Below are 16,535 nucleotides of genomic sequence, written 5' to 3'. Positions count from 1 at the left end.
TATGCTCCTTATTTGTTAATGTTTGGTTGGTTATCATTTGGAGTTCCACTGACTGTACAATTGGGTGTTGCTTCAAGGGTGACAATTGCATCTTGAATGGCTTCGTTGACCGTAGTCGCACTCTCTTCTGAACGATAGAAGAGCTTATATAACGCAGGCATTACGAATAGTGACAATACGGTTGCAGCGGCAAGACCACCGATAATGGTTGCGGCCATTTGATCAAATAGCAGGTCGGTTAACAGTGGAATCATGCCAAGAGCAGTGGTTAACGCCCCCATTGAAATTGCCATGGTTCGGTTTACGGTAGCTTCTTTAATCGCGTCTGATAATGAACGACCATTGGTACGCTCAAGCTCAATTTGATCCATCAACACGATGCCGTTTTTGATGATCATCCCCGTGAGTGTTACTGCACCAATCAATGCCATAAATCCGAACGGTTTATCTAACAGCAATAAGCTGAACGTTGCGCCAGTTGCAGCTAATGGCAAGGTAGTGAATATGATAACGGGCTGTTTGAAACCATTGAACATCGCGACCAAGATAATCACCATCAACAAGATTGCTTTTGGAAGTTGCTTGAGAATATCGCTTACGGCTTTGTGTTCGTCATAATATTCGCCACCCCATTCAAGGCTGTAACCATGAGGTAGGTGAATCGCTTCGATTTGATCTTTGATGGAGTTTCTGACTGCCGCTGGCGTGGTGTAACGACCCACACCTGCTTGTGCTGTGATAGTTTTCACACGGTCACGACGCCAAATCATAGTTTCTTCACTGGTGAGTTCGAACCCATCAATAACTTGACCTAGAGGCACGCTGTGCACACCAAATAGTGAACGCACAGGCAGTGTTTCTAGTGATTCAATTGAGCTTTCAGTTCCACGTAGTTGGATCGTCACCAACTCATCGTTTAGGTTCATGCGGCCAAGAGGCATGCCTTCAGACGCACGCTTCATTGCAAAGGCGATATCTGCTCTATTAATACCCGCTAGGCGGATTTTGTCTTGGTTGATGATAGGTTCAAGCACTTTACTTTTCTGGCGCCAGTCATCACGAACGTACTTGGTATCGGGGTGCTCCGCTAGAATCGCTTGAGCTTGTTCAGATAGGTTGTGTAGAACGTTAACATCAGGGCCTGAGAAACGAGCTTCAACGCTGAATTTATCTGAGGTTGCGAGTTTTAAGCTTCTAAAGCGTGGGTCGGCGTTTGGAAATTCCTCAGTTAACCATTTGTCACCACGAGCAATTAATGGACTCAATGAAGGGAAGTCAGTCGCGTTGATTAAAATTTGGCCGTACGCAGGGTCAAACGGTTCTGGTTCAATGGTTACGGAGAAACGTGGGGCACCGGCACCGACATAGGTTGAAATGCTGGTCACTTCCGGTTGTTCTAATAACCAAGCTTCGATACGCTTCATGTCTTCCGATGTTTGCTCCACCTTTGCGCCATTCGGTAGCCAATAATCCAAAAACAGGATAGGTCGGTCGGCTTGTGGAATAAAGTTAACAGCAATACTTGGAATTGCGAGCGCCGTTACTAATATCAATGGAACCAGAGCGCTCAATGCTTTTAGCGGGTTATCTACGGTCCAATTAACACTCTTACGGTATAAGCTGATTTTAGTATTTTCTTTTTGCTTCGTTGGCTTGATGAAGATCCAACACATCAGTGCAGTGAAGGTCATCGCGACAAACCAAGATAACAACAGAGATGAAGCGATGATTAGGAATACTGAGCTAGAAAACTCGGCGGCATCTGTTTTTGAGAAGATAACTGGGCTTGCACCCATGATAGCGATGACGGTTGCACCAAACAGCGGTGTAGCCGTTTCTTTTACTGAATCTATTGCCGCTTTAGTACGGTCAATCCCTTTGTTGATTTTAACAATCATCATATCGGTTATAACAATCGCGTTATCGACCAACATACCTAACGCCAAGATGAACGTGCCTAACGAAACCCTATGCAAATCAATAGAAGTTAAGTTCATGTAGATTAGGGTCAGTAGGATAGTCAGGATCAAGCTAGTACCAACGATCGTGGCACTCTTTAGTCCCATGAAAACGGCAAGTACGATAAATACAATCGCGACACTTTCAACTAAGTTGTTGACGAAATTATCAATCGATTTTTGCACTTCATCTGGTTGATTGGCAACGGTTGCGATATCAACACCGAGTGGAAGAGTCGCTTGGAAATCATTCACGATACGGTTGATGTCATCGCCTAACGAAACAACGTTAACGCCAGTAACAGGGCTCATCGCTAAGGTCACCGCGGGTGAGCCGTTATAGCGATTTTCAGTCATCATTGGTTCTTGGTAACCCATGGTGACTTCAGCAATATCACCCAGGCGAATTAGGCCTGTGCCAAATTCACTTACACCGCCTTTAAGCATTAAGTTTTTGATGTCTTCCAGAGACGAAAACTCACTGGATTGTTGAACCCGGATTCTTTCGCTACCCGCGGAAAACTTACCCGCTTCAAATGTTGTGTTTTGCGTGTTCAGTTGACTCCAAACTTGTGCCATCGATAGACCGTATTGAGCCAGCCGTTCGTCTGGGATATCAATATGCACGACGCGAGGTTGAACGCTGTGTAGCTCGACTTTTTTAATGCCATCAACGGTTTTGATGCGTCGTTGTAATTCTTCTGCGTAACGGCGCAATTCGACAGGTGATGCATCTTCACTGTGTATTGAGAAAAGCATGCCATACACTTCAGAGAATTCGTCTTGTACAACGCTGATTTGGGCGGTACTGGGCAGAAGTATCTTCATATCAGACACTTTACGACGCAATAGATCCCACTCTTGTGGTAATTGGTCTGATTGTAGTGACTCCCTCAAGTCTACAAATACCATCGACATACCAGGGCGAGACAGCGAACGAAGTCGGTTTAATGTCGCCATTTCTTGAAGCTTAGTTTCGACGGTGTCAGTGACTTGTTGTTCAACTTCTTCAGCTGAAGCGCCAGGGTATAGAGTGACGACCACAGCGGTTTTGATGGTGAAGCTTGGATCTTCAAGCTTGCCTAAATCGAAATAAGAGAATAGGCCTGCGATCACACTCAATGCAGTGAAAAACAGGATGAAGGTGCGTTGTTTGATCGCAAAATCAGCTAGATTCATCATGGTCTACCTACAGGCTCTTGACTTGGATATTTGAGAAATGCTGACCTTCGATCACGTACTGAGAGCCGCTAACGATCACGTAGTCGCCATCTTTCAATGTCGATTCAACACATGCTGAGTCTTTGTTAAGCGATACAACATTAACCATTACACCTTGTGCTTGTTCGTTTTCGATCGTGAACACTTGCTCGATACCCGATTGATTCACGATGGCTGAATAAGGTAGACAGAAGTTGTTAGAGATTTCACCTAGCTGAGTCGACAAGGTTACTGCTTTGCCCGGTAAGAGTTGTCCAGATACTTGTTCATCAGTGAGTAACGCTAAACGGTAAGTCACTGAGTAGGTTTGCTTGATTGGATGTGGCTGAGTCGAGATCTCACTGGCGTAAGCCGTTAGTTGATGTTTTGACCCATACCAACTGATTTGCGATTGTTGATCTGAGCTGAATTTATGAATGAGATTTTCAGGGACATCAATTTTAACTTCAAGTTGGTCCGGGTTGTGAATCGTAAACACAGAGATGCCCGGTAGAACTTGCTCGTACTGATCGAAGTTGGAAGAAGCAACGATTCCATCGAAAGGCGCGAGCAGTTGAGTATAACGAATGGTGTCTTTGGCACGGCGAATGTTTTGCTCAACGACTTTAACGGCTGCTTCGCTACGCTCGTAACCACTAATTGCTCTGTCTAGGTTAACGTTAGCAATGGCGTTGTCATCAATCGCTTGTTTTACGCGTGCGAGTTCTGCCTTGGCAAGTTTGTGTGCTGATTTCGCCTCTAATGCGCGAGCTTGTAACTCCTCTAACGCAACTTGGTAGTCGTGCGGGTCAAGTTCTGCTAAAGGTTGACCTTTAACTACGGTATCACCGGTCGACACTAGGAACTTTTGGATGGTGCCGGGAACACGAAATGCCACGCCTGCGGTTTCAGAAGATTGCAGTTTACCTGTAAACGATTTGTGAGTTTGATTTGCTAGTGGTTCTAGCTGAACGACTTGAATCGGGCGATCTTGTTTTTTCTTCTGACCCATGCCAGATGGTGTGGTTACAACGGATTGGTTACAACCGATAAGAGACAGAAGAGTCGCTGCAAGTAGGGAATAGCGATAGATTGGCATCATGAATTGCTCCTAAATATTGATAGAGCAATTGTATCTAGATGTAAGTCAGAGATAATCAGTGTTAACGGTATAACACTGTCATGCTAATCATGACAATAACTAAAGATTTGGCAGTTCTTGTAACAAGAAATCAATCAATAATTGGCTAGCATGACTCAATGCCTTGCGTTGTGGATACAACAACCAAGCCTCATCTTTTCGCATAGTATCGGTCGGGAAAAGGTTAATCAGTGAACCGTCTTTGAGCTCTTGCCTCACCATGAGTTCTGGTAATAGAGCGATACCTCGATGACGTGTTGATGCGCCTTTTACGAAACCGATACTGTCGCTGACGATAGAAGGTTCGACCTTAACTACTTGGCCTGATATCTCCCATTCTTTGTCTATATCGCCGCTTGGCCAGCGAAAACAAACACACGGAAAACGAGAGAGTTCTTCAATCGTTGAGGGTTTGCCATATTTCTCAATGTATTCTGGACTAGCAACAAAAATACGTTGTAAATCCATCACCTTACGCGCCACCACGTTGGAGTCACTTAAGCGGCCACCATGCATGGCGAGATCTAGTCCTTGGCGGTACATGTCAAGAAAGCCGTTACTGATACTTCTTATATCGAGCTCAACCTCAGGGTATAAATCTTGGAATTTAAAGAGCGTAGATTGAACGATATCGCCTGTCTCTGGAAGCAAACCAATTTTCACACGACCGTGTGGAACTTCTAAAAGGTTAGATGCCATGTGGTTGGCTTTTTCAAGTGCACTTAATGCTTTCAATAACTCGTTATAATAAAGCTCACCTGACTTAGTGACCGATAAACTTCGAGTGGTACGAAAGAACAATTGGATATTGAGTGTTTTCTCTAAATCGTTGATCCGTCGACTGACATTCGCACGTGGTAGATCTAATGCGTTAGCTGCAGCGGTAAAGCTACCAAGTTCAACAACGGTCGTGAATAGTTTAAGGTCTTCGATTTTCATAATGATGGACGTGTTCGAATGCTGACTTGGGATAATTGGTTGGTATCGTATATCAAATGGTATATAAAATCGAAAAAACCGATGAGTAATTATGTACTCATCGGTTTTAGTTAAATTAGAATCGAGCAATGGTAAGCAACAAAATCCAAAGTTTAGCGACCGCGTCCGTCCAACATAACAACAATTGTTTTAGTAATGATGCTTAGATCTGCTGCAATCCAAGATTTAACAGAGCATAGACTCAGAGCGTAACTGTGATCAAAACCGACTTTACGACGAACATCATCTATGCACGTGTCATAACCTTGATTAACTTGAGCTAGCCCCGTGATACCAGGCATTACGCCGTATGTGCGGTCAGCGAAGTATGGAATTTCATTTTCCAATTTGTTGTAAAAGGTTGGACGCTCAGGGCGAGGGCCGATCAGCGACATCTCACCTTTTAATACATTAAATAGTTGTGGAAGTTCATCAAGACGCGTCTTTCTCAGAAACCGCCCAACAGGGGTGATGCGAGGATCGTTCTGAGTCGCCCAAACCGCACCAGAACGTGTTTCTGCATCTTCGTACATGCTGCGAAACTTCATGATTTCAAATATTTCCATCTTCTCAGGTGTTGATTTACCAACGCGCAATTGACGATAGAAGATCGGCCCGCGTGAGGTTAGCACAATAGCCAGTGCTATAAATGGGAACACCGGAGATAAGATAACTAACGCGAATAAAGAGCTTACAAAATCAAAAGTACGTTTCGCGCGAGCAATTTTATTTTGGTATAAGTTTTGGTTAGATAGTTGGTCAATGTTCATCATGGTCAGTCCTTAACGATTAGCTCGAGTCCAAGCGGCGTTTTCGAGTCCTAGTAGGTAACGTATGCCACCAATGAAGTTGGCATAATGACCAACGATTAAATATGAAATTAAAGAAATCGGTTTATTAGTGAGATTCTTAGGCATGATGTAACCCAGTACACCGATGCTATAAACAGCAATTTGCGCCCAAAGCATGACTTCGAATACTAAATAATCTCTAAGAAGAACTGAGCACACTAAGCAAACAATCATTAAATAGGGTGTTAACAGTCTTAATCCTTTTCCGGAGAAGAACGCAAACGCGATACCTTTAAATTTGGGGTTGAATAGGCCAACTAATCGAATTGCTTGCTGCATATTGCCTGCAGAAATCCTTAATCGACGTTTAAAGTCAGTTCTCAAGTTGGATGCTTCAAGCTCTAATGCCACCATCTGTGCTTCGTATACCGCGATGAAGCCTTGTTTTACGATTTGCATAGGTAAAATGAAGTCATCATTGATGGTATTTAGAGGCAGTGGCTCAAACAAGCTCGTTCTAATTAAATAGAAAGCACCGTGAGAACCTAAACTAGAGCCCATCGACGCTTCGCACTCTTTAACAACGGTTTGATACTTCCAGTAAGTGTTTTCACCTTCGTTTCCAGTAGGGCATAGTTGATAAGTCGCATTAACAACACCAACCTTGTCACTTTCAAAATGCGCACTTGCGATTAACAGTGCATCCAATGATATCAACGCTGAAACGTCACTCAATGCTGTGATGTCACTTGTTATGCTCGTCACTTCTTCGTTGATAACAGAAACTTTTCCTCTGTTTTGTACATGGTCATGTATTTCAAAGTAAATATCGCTGCACATCGCTTCTTGAATGGTCATCTGCGCGATTTCGACCGTGTTGTCAGTACATCCGTCGCAGGCAATAATCACTTGCAATTTCTTTTTAGGGTAATCAAGAGCGGATAGGTTACGAATCTTGTCTGCTATCCATTGTTCTTCATTAAATGCAGGCACAAGGATAGTGATAGTTGGAAGTGTGCAGTCTTGCTCTACATCTTTATAGCAACGAGAGTTTTCGCTTACAGTACGAGCTGGATGGTGTCGTGCATACCAACGTAACAGTATTGGATATGCTGCGTGGTGATAAACAATCAAAGCGCTAGAAAACAAAAATAAGCCAGCGAGTATCCAATCGTTCATGCGAAAGCTCCTTCAGAAATGTCGTTGTAAGAGGCGACCATTTTTACAATGTCGAAATGTTCAAGTACGTAACTCCGTGGGGATAAAAAGCATTCATTTTGGTTTTCTAACAATGCGTTGGCGAGCCCAGTAATGCTGCCACTTTTAACAAGTGTGCCACTCACTGGGCATAAAGTTTCATCAACTGCTCCAACGTTCATTGCGACCGTCGGGATGTTGCAGGCTTGAGCTTCAAGCGTTGAAAGCGGTAAACCTTCATATCGGGATGGAAGGCAGAATACGTTTAATGCACCATAGAAGGTTGCCATGTCTTCAACTAAACCAAGAAATATTACGCGCTCATTTAATTGCAGTTTGTTGGTTAATGCTGCCAATTGTTCACGCTTAGAACCGACTCCAGCAAATGCCACTATGGTATTGGCTGGTAGTAGGGCAAGCGCTTTGATGAGTTGGTCTTGGCCCTTAACTTGTTCTAGTCGACCTGCGCAACCAATAATATGTTTGTCGAGTGGCAGATTGAGTTTCGCTCTGGCCTCTGTTATTAGCTGCGGTCTAAATTTGTCACAATCGACGCCATTTTTAATAGTAATGATGTTTTTGTAAGAGAAGGCGCGGCAAAGTTGTTTGTAAACACGAGTAGCATCAGCAACGAGAGTGGGCTGAGCGGCTTTCAATGCAAGAGCTTGCAGGCGACGACGTTTAGTGTTGTTTAGGTGCCATGCGTCGTGCTCGGTGTGAATTCGTGTTGGCACTCCTGTTATGCGTGCAGCATAGCCGGCGTACAGCAATGGGCCAATGTGATGAGTGTGAACCACATCTGGGCGGATAGCTTTGAACGCTTTAATTAGCTTGAGAATGACATTGAATTGAACGCCTGGCTCTTTGTCTAGAAATACGATTTGGTTGTGGTAAGACTCTAGTTTCGGCCAATTATCGATAGATTCTTGCTTTGTTCCCTCTAAGCTTACAATCAGCACCTGGTCATACGGTTTAGCAAAGCGAAGCAAATCTAAGGTAAGTGTCTCTAGACCTCCGGGTGCAAGGTGCTGAACAACATGTATTACCTTCTTTCCATGTGTAGCGAGTTGGTTTCCCATAATTTTCTCCCTGCAATAAAATGGTCTAAGTTTGTTCGATTTTATTCTCTCATTAGACAATTGCACGAGTTATGCCAACTTATTAATCCTTATTTATCATGGCCTTATGTTTTTACTTATGTTGTTGCTTTGTCATTCTCAATATAGGAATCAAAACACAATGATGGAATGAGTGAGTGAAAGCGAAGGTAAAGTACATGCTTAAACTGGCAGATGCTCAAAGATCAGGAATAAATAATAGTCGAAGAGTGAATACGTTTAGAAAGAGAAACACCAGCACTGAGCTGGTGTCTTGGTTAAAAATTAAATCGGCGTAGCTGGTTTTTGAACTAGCTCATTCTCGGAATAACAGTGATCACTGGCACACCTAAAATGTCTTCGATTTCTTCCTTACGTTTAATGGAAGAGTCGAACAATTCGAATAACACTGCCAAACCTATACCTAAACCAATTCCAGCTACTAGTCCTGCTAGGACAAACACGAAGGTTGGCATGTTTGACTTTACGCTCGGAGTGAACGGTAAATCGATGATTTTAACTCGTTTGTTCTGTTCGAATACACCTAACGACCCGGTTAGCTGCGCCATTTCATAACGTTCCGTCAACTCATCGTACAGTTGACGTTTGATATTCACATCACGTTGAAGTCGATACATCTCTTTGGCGTTTTCACCGAAATTGTTAGCCTTGTTTTCTAACTCAAAGATCATTGTTTTCAGGCTCTTGGTCTCTTCGGTTAATGATTCAAATTGAGCTCGAACTAATTGCAAGCTGTGTAATTGGGTCACAAGAAGTGGTTGAGTATCTGATAACTTGTTCAATGTGGTGCTACTGGCAATGTCCCATAACTGATCACTGTTCATACTCGGTTGTTTTAGATCGAGTAGCATTTTTCTTTCGTTCTCAAGGCGCTCTAATTCACGAACTTTTGCTTGCACGGCACTGTGTCTGTCGGTGTATTTGGCTTGTAGCAAAGTGAGTTCACTACGAATATCAATAATCTGATCTTCTAAGCGCCCAATCACGGGGTTGGTTTTTGATAATTGTTGATCAATCGAACCTAAACTTTTTTTAACACCAGATAATTCCGCTTCTTTTTCTGCAAGTGTTTGTTTGAGTGAAGCTAAACGATTCAAGCTCTGACTTTGCACTTCTGGTGTTGAGTGTACGTTTTCATTCACATAGAGCGCTAATGCTTCTTCTGCATCAGCGAGTTCGGCACTGCGTTCATCAATATGAATTTTCAAAAAGTCACTAGAATCTTGAATGGATGAACGTTCCGGGGCTAACAACTGCTCAATAAAGTGTTCGCTGACAGACTGAAGGGTCGCTTCCATACCAATCGATGTGTTTGAGCTTAGGCTGATTTTGAGAAAATCTTTGCCTAGCTGAGTCACGGATAAACGTTTAGACAAATCAGATATAATTTCCTCACGGTCCAAACTCGACATCTCTGGAGTAATCAGTTCAGGCTCTTCTGCTACCGAATAGAGGACATGACGGCTATGAAGCAGTGTTCTAAGTGCACTGATGCGATCTTTAAGCATAGTTGAAACGGCAATGTCCTCTAAAAAAGGGTTCATCTTCGCCGTTTCTTGAATCAACATACTGGTATGAGCATCATATTTTGTCGGCGCTAGCTTACTCACGCCGAAACCAACGAAAGGAAGGATAAGAATCGGTACCATAATTACGTAACGCTGGCGCCACGCCGCGTTCAAAAGAACTAATAGTCGCAATTTAAGATTATTCATAATAGCTCCAACATCCAATGTACGAAGTTACCACGGTTCTGCCAGCTGTCTTTTTCAACGATTGATATCGGTGAATTTGAAAGTTGGCGAGCTCTATCGAGTGCCTTTATCATTTGTTGTGCGTTGTTAACGGTTGTAACGTGTTCTTGATAAGGCAAGAGAGCAGGGAATGGCGTTGTAACAATAGGCGTTCCTGCTGCTAGGTATTCCATGAGTTTTAATGGACTACATGCGCGAATTTGTTCGTTATCAACGAAAGGCAGCAGACTCACATCCCAGTGCTGGGAATAACTTGGTAACGTATGATGTGGTCGTGGTCCAAGGTAATGCACGTTATTAAGTGTCGGCAGCGCTAAGTTATCTAATTCGTTTGGGCCAATAAAGACGAAATCCCATTCCGGCATTGCGCTAGCAACATGTCCAATCATTTCATAATCTAACCACTTAGATAAGCTGCCATAAAAGCCCGCGATTGGTCGATGATTACTCGGCAAATCGTCCGCTCTAACGGTTGGTGTTGAGAAGAGACCAACATCGACTCCGTGTGGCAATAGTTGAGATTTATCTTCAGGAAATTTAGTCATGAGCTTCTTGCTTGCTGCAAAGATTAGATCTGACTTTTCGATGAGTTCAGATTCATGCTCAGTAATGGTTTGATGGTCAACACCGGCTAAGGCGCTGAAATCGTCTCCACAATAATAAACCACTGCAGATTCGCCAAGGTGACCACACAGGTCAACAGCCGTGGGAAGTGATGTCCAAAGAATTGGAGCGTAAAGGTTGAGCTCTGCAATAATCGGCTTAAGTTGTTTCAACATCATTCGTTGCGCCAGCTTTCTTGATAATTTAGACGCTGGTGCCGGTATCGTCTTTAAATTGACGACTGTAATGTTGCTTTGCCCATTTGAGTCGAGCATATTCTGTGTTACTGCGTTTGTCTTACCCAATAGTTTGTTGAACGCACGAGAGACATCTTTTACTGAAAGTTTAGGCTGTCTCAAACCAATTGAATTTACCCAAAGCACTTTGTGTGTTTTAGCAAGATGACGAACAAGATGTTGAGTCGACGACGGAAGATCGCCAAAGTCTTCACCGAATACGATTAAATCACGCATGATCACCTCCACGAGTTTCAAATGAATCAAATGCATCAGATTTCGTCACTTCTTCGGACTTAATTTGACCAACGACTCGAGCAGGATTACCTGCGGCGATTGAAAACGAAGGGATGTTTTTCGTAACCACACTACCAGCTGCAACAACAGCGCCTTCGCCAATGGTCACGCCACCTTTTATAGTGACGTTAGTACCTAACCACACGTCTTGCTCAAGAACAATGTCGCCGATTTGTTGAGGGTCGTCACCTTCACCTGCAGCTCGACGTTTTGCATCAAGCGGGTGGCCAGAGTACCCAAACAAGAATGCACCGCCAGCGATGCGAACATTGTCTGAAATGATGACTTTACCTCCCACGGCAATCGTTGACTGCCAACCAATATCGACATTACTACCAATGGAAAGAAGAGGGTGCTCTAAGCCCTCTAATGGCTGAGTACAGCCTGAAAATGTACTGTGGCCAGAGATACGACAGTTATCGCCAATTGAAATCTGTAGTGGACCGCTCACAAATGGCAAGCCACCGTATAGATACAAATGCTTTCCACATTGAGCGATTCTGCCTTTGAATGTGGGCGTCCAGTAGAAGAATCGGGTAAAGCCAGAAACCATATTTGCAACCAACTTGTGTGCTTGGTATAGGCAGCGATTAAGTATTTGTGGGGTAGGTAGCTCGGCGCTTCTTAGGTCTTTCAAAATGAAAAATACATTTCTAATTCGAGAATTAGGATGAAATTTAAGCCAATGTTTGAATTGATGTATGGATGCTGACGTCATAATGAAGTTCCTTCTATGTTGTTATATAGATGTACTTTCACATTACGTGCCACTAAATTTATTTATTTATTTCAGTCAGTTAGAGTTTTTCTTTTAGGTTTTCTCATTTTGACAAGCAGTATGAGACACGTTTGATACGCAAACTGTGAGTGCAGCTAGAATGTAAATTGGCCAGTTGAAGCCTTGTGTGAGGAAGGTGCCAGATACTATGGTACCGACTAAACCGGCATACACGGCATAAGCGACGGCATTAAGTTCGGGTGCGACAGACGTACCGGCTTGAGATAACCGTGCTAGCGTGGCTCTTGAGGTTCTGATTAACGAGATAATCAAAGTGACAAAAATGACTAAGCCAATAAAGCCTGTTTCTGCCAGAACGCCAAACCATGTGCTGTGAACTGCGTGATTCAAGCCGTCCCAATAGGAGCTATAGAAGAAGTAGTTTGAGTAGAAGTTATTTAAACCAACACCTGTCAATGGATTTTCTACGGCCATTTTAAAGGCCGCCTCCCAAGCGTAAATTCTCCCCATGGCAGATTCATCAATACCTTGTTCCGCTGCCCCTCCAGATGATCTATCGCCTATACCTGCGACAAAATAGAGTACTATCGCGCCGACCGCCCCCAATGATATTAATAGCACTTTTGAACGAATGAGTTTCAGAGCAAAGATACCAACAACCGCAATCGAGCCAAGTAATCCACCTCGGCTTTGAGTAGCGATAATCGCAACTAACAATAAGACACAAACTAATGCACTAATTATCCGCTTGAAATTGGAAATACCGGGTGTAATGGTTTGGCTAATGGCGAATGCGAGCGGGAAAAGCAACACCAAGGCGAGATCGTTCGGGTCACCGAGCATCGAGCCTAAATCTCGTCCAATAGTCACCCTAGAACCTTCGACAATACCAATACCGTTTACTGAATTATAAACAGCGATGATACTCACCAAAGCCCCTGCATAGATAATAGTCATCGCTGTCTTTGTGAGGTTTTCCGTCGTATTAACCAACCAAGTAATGGCGAGCGTCATGACGATGATCTTCCAATAAATGCTTTTAAATTCTGCAAATGCGATTGAACGGCTAGATGCGAACACAAGGCCAACAATGGTCAGCAACCAAAAGATGGCCAGCCAGCTCAGTGAATGGTGCCAGAATATCTTAAGCTCTCTACTGATTAACGAATGCCATAGCAGTGCCGATAATGCTCCCAAAGATAACAGTAGAGGTATCTTTAATGGGTAAAGTTGAGGTAGTGCCTCATGAATTCTGAAGAATGAAAATACGACGAACAAAAGCACAAACCAAAACGCTTTATTGATAACGAATAAAGCGCCCAGCGGTATAAAGGCAAGCACGATAACCACCGCAGGATGAGGAACTAAATACCAAGCAGCACCAATTATTAGACTCATGGTTGAAAGCCCAATAATGAGTGGTGTTCTGTTGGCTTGGTAGTTCATCGCATCTCCTTGCGGCTTGCACATCAACGGATTCAGGTAGTCGAACTTTCTGAAAACTATCATGATTAAAATTTACGAAATATCGGCTTCTAAACTCAATAGAAAAATTTTGCGCGTATTAATAGATAGCAAGGTGAGTGCCACATGTGAATTGTAATTAAATCATTGAATTTAATGATTATTTACCTGGCAAGTTTCGATGGGTTTTGAGGTTGTTTCAAATTGAGAATCAGATTGAATAGAAGCGTTACAGAGATCGAATTGGTTAACTAGACAGAATCTATCAACGAAAAGCGTTGATTCGATGAAAATTAGCAATCATAGCAATCCAATATTTGGGGAATAACCGCTTGTGGAGAGTACCTTTCGACGATCGTGTTTCTTGCTTTATGACTCATCGCTGTTTTTCCTTTAAGTGAAAGTCGCAACCAATTTTCTAAGCAAGTGTTGAGTTCAGTTTCATTTTTGGCAATGTAACCACTGGTTTGATGTTCAATCAATTGTGGTAAATTACCAACCGCAGCCGCGATTACTGGAATACCACGTACCATTGCTTCGAGTGCCGCCATCGGTAATCCTTCATATCGAGAAGGTATCACCAACACATCGATGATTTGCCAAGCATAATCCATACATGATTGGTGTCCATGGAAAGTAAGATTGGTAGGCGGGTTGTTCTCTAATATTTGCCTTTCTGGGCCATCTCCGAAAATATGAAATCGATGACTTGGGTGTGAGTTGGCCAGCGTCACGAACCTATCGGCTGCTTTTTCGTGACTCAAACGCCCAACAAAACCTATATCATAGATAGTTGTCGTATCTTCTTTAACATCTTTAACGAAACCAGAAGCAAAAAGGGACGATGGGCTTTCTGGAATTGAAATGAAATTATTGAGCAGTGTCGTTTGAGAGGGGATCTTATCCTTTATTTTGTCGCTCACTACTAAAGAGTGATTTGAGATAAAACCACTGTATCGATCTAAAAAATCGTACAACCACACTTTTCCTGTTGGCGTTTCACCGGCATGGTAAGTGGATACCTGATACAACTTGTTGGGCTTGACCAAGGATAACTTTGTCACCTTACTCATGATACTCGCTTTATAGCCGTGAGCATGAATGAGACATGGTCTATGTTGGTCAACAGCTTGTCTGATCTGCGACAACACATTCGAACCATTCGGTGCAAGATCGCAAAGGTTACAAAAGGGGATTTGTAATTGAGTTAAGCGTTGAATGATTGGAGGTTCTTGGGTGAACTTGGTGAGAAGGACGACTCTTACTTGTTTTTGGTGCTCAATTAAACCGAGGGCTAATTCAATAACATGAGTTTCGATTCCTCCAAAGGTTTGGCTGTCGATCAACAACCAAATCTCGTTTGACTTAATTTTATTTGGATCAAGAGCCAATTGTTCTTGATCCGATGTAAGGTGTGTTAGGACCGTATGACTAGGCTTGATTGTACTCATCTTCCGATTCCCAAGCCTGTTTCTTACGATAAACAGTAGAAGGGCTTAGCTCTAGCAATACTGCTGCATTTAGTACATTACCATCACAATGATTAATCGCGTGTTGAATGGCTTCGCGTTCAATTTGCCACATCGGACGAATTGCACCGTCGGTGGTCATTAATGGCGGTGTCATTGGTGCCTGTTGCGCTGGTATTTGATGATGTTGAGTTGCAGAGTTGAGTTCGAGTTCCTCTGGTGTCAAGGGTGGTAACTTGGTTTCAGGGGTCGCTGAATGTTGGGGGACTGCTACTGGCGACATATTTCGTATCGGATTGACACTTTTGGACGTTCTGATGTCCGTTTTATTAATTGGTGGCGGCACCATATCTTTAGTCACACTGGTTTCATTGTTCAACACCACGATATTTCTAATGACATTCTGCAATTGACGAACATTGCCTGGCCAAGGATAACGCTTCAACAACGCTTGCGTCTCTTTGTCTATCGATCTGAATTTTTTCTTATCTTGCTTGGCATATAACTTCAAGAAGTGGTTCGCCAAGGTGACAATGTCACTCCCGCGTTCTCTTAGTGGTGGCATCTCGATAGGCACAACGTGCACACGGTAGTATAGATCTTCACGGAACCGGCCTTCTTCCACTTCAACCAGTGGATCGCGGTTGGTTGCGCAGATGATTCGAACGTCGACTTTAATCTCGCGGTTACCACCGAGTGGTGTGAAAGTACCTGTTTGTAAGAACCTGAGGAGTTTTTTCTGCATCTCCAGTTCCATTTCACAAAGCTCATCGAGAAATAAGGTGCCGCCATGAGCTTGCATGGCTGAACCTTTTCGATCGGTTGTCGCACCAGTAAAAGCACCTTTGATATGACCGAAGATTTCACTTTCCATTAGGTCTCGAGGTATAGCGCCACAGTTAATCGCAACGAACGGTTTATCGCTACGTTGACTTTCTTGGTGTATCGCTTCCGCACAGACTTCTTTACCTGTACCACTCTCACCATTGATAAAAACACTGGCTGTAGTTGGCGCAACTGAGTCAATGATTTTGTAAACGGCTTGCATCGGTAGGCAAGAGCCTATGAAATTATGGAATCGGTCACGATCGAATTTGGTTTGAATATCGTCGACCAAGTTTTCGAGCTTCGCTCTGCGCAAGTGAAGATTAACCGATGTTTTTAAGCGATCTGCTTGAATGGGTTTTTCCAAGAAATCTTCTGCACCTCGTTGAATGAGGTCAACGGCGATATTCACAGAGCCGTGCGCTGTTGCAATGATAACCGCAGTCGGAACCTCGTTCTCACTGATCCAATCTAAGACCTCTTCGCCTGGCATATCCGGTAGTTTTAAATCGAGGATGACGAGCTGTGGTGCATGTCTCTTTATAAATGTTTTGGCTTCAGCGCCAGTTTCGACATGAAATATGTCGTATGGCTCATCTTTAACGTACTGTTTATAAAGTACGGCAAGGGAGGTGGAGTCTTCAACCAACAATACTTTAGGGCGCATTGTATAATTCCTTTTGAAACTTTATCCTAACCAATCAATAACATAGTGATATGTGACCATCAATACGAAACTAGTGTAATTGTTACCTACCGCATGCA

At 43.3% G+C, this 16,535-nt stretch carries 12 protein-coding genes; all 12 read right to left on the bottom strand.

Annotation, left to right across the window (positions count from 1 at the left end; all coding sequences use genetic code 11):
* Positions 1-8: 8 nt before the first annotated feature.
* The 12 genes from OCW38_RS07420 to OCW38_RS07365 all read right to left on the bottom strand — a co-directional run bounded on the left by OCW38_RS07420 (position 9) and on the right by OCW38_RS07365 (position 16,437).
* On the bottom strand, positions 9-3,137 hold the full coding sequence (locus OCW38_RS07420; RefSeq protein WP_261895644.1) for an efflux RND transporter permease subunit: 3,129 nt from the start codon (positions 3,135-3,137) through the stop codon (positions 9-11).
* Between the two features lie 10 nt (positions 3,138-3,147).
* The gene (locus OCW38_RS07415; protein WP_261893533.1) at positions 3,148-4,260 is read right to left on the bottom strand and encodes an efflux RND transporter periplasmic adaptor subunit; all 1,113 of its coding nucleotides are present in this window, start codon (positions 4,258-4,260) and stop codon (positions 3,148-3,150) included.
* Between the two features lie 99 nt (positions 4,261-4,359).
* Positions 4,360-5,238 carry a LysR family transcriptional regulator gene (locus OCW38_RS07410; protein WP_010440956.1) on the bottom strand — a complete coding sequence of 293 codons (879 nt, stop codon included), beginning with the start codon at positions 5,236-5,238 and terminating at the stop codon, positions 4,360-4,362.
* Between the two features lie 152 nt (positions 5,239-5,390).
* Complete coding sequence (locus tag OCW38_RS07405) at positions 5,391-6,050, bottom strand: sugar transferase (RefSeq protein ID WP_065612507.1); 660 nt, start codon at positions 6,048-6,050, stop codon at positions 5,391-5,393.
* A 9-nt stretch (positions 6,051-6,059) separates the two neighbouring features.
* Entirely contained in the window at positions 6,060-7,247 is a 1,188-nt protein-coding gene (locus OCW38_RS07400) for a glycosyltransferase family 2 protein (RefSeq protein WP_016793292.1), read from the bottom strand.
* Positions 7,244-8,344, bottom strand: coding sequence for a glycosyltransferase (locus OCW38_RS07395; protein WP_016800163.1), 1,101 nt, complete (start codon positions 8,342-8,344; stop codon positions 7,244-7,246). The genes OCW38_RS07400 and OCW38_RS07395 overlap by 4 nt, the downstream gene beginning before the upstream one ends.
* A gap of 329 nt (positions 8,345-8,673) precedes the next feature.
* Positions 8,674-10,098, bottom strand: coding sequence for a GumC family protein (locus OCW38_RS07390; protein ID WP_261893525.1), 1,425 nt, complete (start codon positions 10,096-10,098; stop codon positions 8,674-8,676).
* Positions 10,095-11,213, bottom strand: coding sequence for a glycosyltransferase (locus OCW38_RS07385; protein WP_261895623.1), 1,119 nt, complete (start codon positions 11,211-11,213; stop codon positions 10,095-10,097). The genes OCW38_RS07390 and OCW38_RS07385 overlap by 4 nt, the downstream gene beginning before the upstream one ends.
* On the bottom strand, positions 11,206-11,991 hold the full coding sequence (locus tag OCW38_RS07380) for an acyltransferase (protein ID WP_016800161.1): 786 nt from the start codon (positions 11,989-11,991) through the stop codon (positions 11,206-11,208). Before OCW38_RS07380 ends, OCW38_RS07385 begins: the two co-directional genes overlap by 8 nt.
* A 93-nt stretch (positions 11,992-12,084) precedes the next feature.
* Positions 12,085-13,458 carry an O-antigen ligase family protein gene (locus tag OCW38_RS07375; RefSeq protein ID WP_016788673.1) on the bottom strand — a complete coding sequence of 458 codons (1,374 nt, stop codon included), beginning with the start codon at positions 13,456-13,458 and terminating at the stop codon, positions 12,085-12,087.
* Between the two features lie 311 nt (positions 13,459-13,769).
* Positions 13,770-14,927, bottom strand: coding sequence for a glycosyltransferase family 4 protein (locus OCW38_RS07370; protein ID WP_010440941.1), 1,158 nt, complete (start codon positions 14,925-14,927; stop codon positions 13,770-13,772).
* A complete protein-coding gene (locus OCW38_RS07365) occupies positions 14,908-16,437 on the bottom strand; it encodes a sigma-54-dependent transcriptional regulator (protein ID WP_016792523.1) in 1,530 nt (509 codons plus the stop codon). The genes OCW38_RS07370 and OCW38_RS07365 overlap by 20 nt, the downstream gene beginning before the upstream one ends.
* Between the last annotated feature and the right edge of the window lie 98 nt (positions 16,438-16,535).

Origin of the sequence: Vibrio cyclitrophicus, assembly GCF_024347435.1 — a bacterium.
Classification (GTDB): Bacteria; Pseudomonadota; Gammaproteobacteria; order Enterobacterales; family Vibrionaceae; genus Vibrio; species Vibrio cyclitrophicus.
This window is presented reverse-complemented; position numbering and strand designations above follow the sequence as displayed.